This window comes from Legionella waltersii (assembly GCF_001468085.1).
Taxonomy (GTDB): domain Bacteria; phylum Pseudomonadota; class Gammaproteobacteria; order Legionellales; family Legionellaceae; genus Legionella; species Legionella waltersii.
In genome coordinates this window covers 1-1,131 of record NZ_LNZB01000013.1, presented here as the reverse complement: position 1 = coordinate 1,131, position 1,131 = coordinate 1, and the positions used below count along the sequence as shown (strand labels likewise).

Here is a 1,131-nt window from a genome sequence, read left to right as displayed (position 1 = left end):
TCCCTGGATGGTGTCGCCGCAGGTATGTACCACACCCTCGTCTTTGGCCGCGACAGCTTCGGCAAGTCAGCGCTCTTTGTCTGTGGAATGAACAAGTATGGCCAACTGGGGCTTGGGGATAAAAACAACCAGAGCAGCCTGCAGCGCCTCAAGCTTCCCAAAAACCTCAACTCATTGGAGGGTGTCGTCGCAGGTGATCACCACACCCTTGTCTTTGGCTGCGACAGCAATAAAAAGCCACTGCTCTTTTCCTGTGGAAATAACGAGTATGGCCAACTGGGGCTAGGGCATAAAAACGACCAGAGTAGCCTGCAGCCAGTAAGGCTTCCTCAAGAACTCAATTCACTGGAGAGTGTCGTCGCAGGTGGAGAGCACACCCTTGTCTTTGGCCGCGACAGCAAGGGCAATTTACTGCTCTTTGCCTGTGGAAGAAACATCTTCGGCCAACTGGGGCTGGGGCATCAAAACAACCAGACCAGCCTGCAGTCCGTCAAGATTCCTCAAGACCTCAACTCACTGGAGGGTGTCGTCGCAGGTTACAATCACACCCTTGTCTTTGGCTGCGACAGCAAGGGCAAGCCAACGCTCTTTGCTTTTGGAAACAACTATGGTGGCCAACTGGGGCTTGGGCATCAAGAAAACCAGAACCTCCCGACCGCTGTCCCAAAACCCGTTATCTGCGACAGCGAAAAATATCGCCTGAAAATGGCAATAGAGCACCACATAAAAACGCTGAGCAATGAATTCAGCTGGTTTGGATTGAAAAAAAGCCCTCAGGAAAAAATTAAGATGCTCAAACAACTCTGTGAAAACCTTGAGCAAGTGGATAATGCAAACTCAAAACAAAAGCTCAGGGAGGTAATGAGTACCTTGTTAGAAGAACATAAACAAACCATCAGAGAGCACCGAAATCCTTTCAGAAAGTGGTGCTTTTTTAGCCCTGAATCCCCCACTCACACCGAGACATTTCTCACTGAGAAAATGAACAGCCTGAACACTTAAGTGTTAGTGGCATTTTAAACAATAAAATGCCACTGGTTTTTCTAACCTATTGCCTCAATGAAAGGTGTTGCCGAAGGACAAAATAAGTACAGAGTCGTTGCCTCAAAATAGATGTTGCTTTTGAGAGGT

1 protein-coding gene is annotated in these 1,131 nt (G+C 48.2%); it reads left to right on the top strand.

What is annotated here, in order from left to right; genetic code table 11:
• Nucleotides 1-1,002: RCC1 domain-containing protein (locus Lwal_RS03205; protein WP_420798158.1), on the top strand; the 1,002-nt coding region annotated here is incomplete at its 5' end.
• Nucleotides 1,003-1,131: the final 129 nt, after the last annotated feature.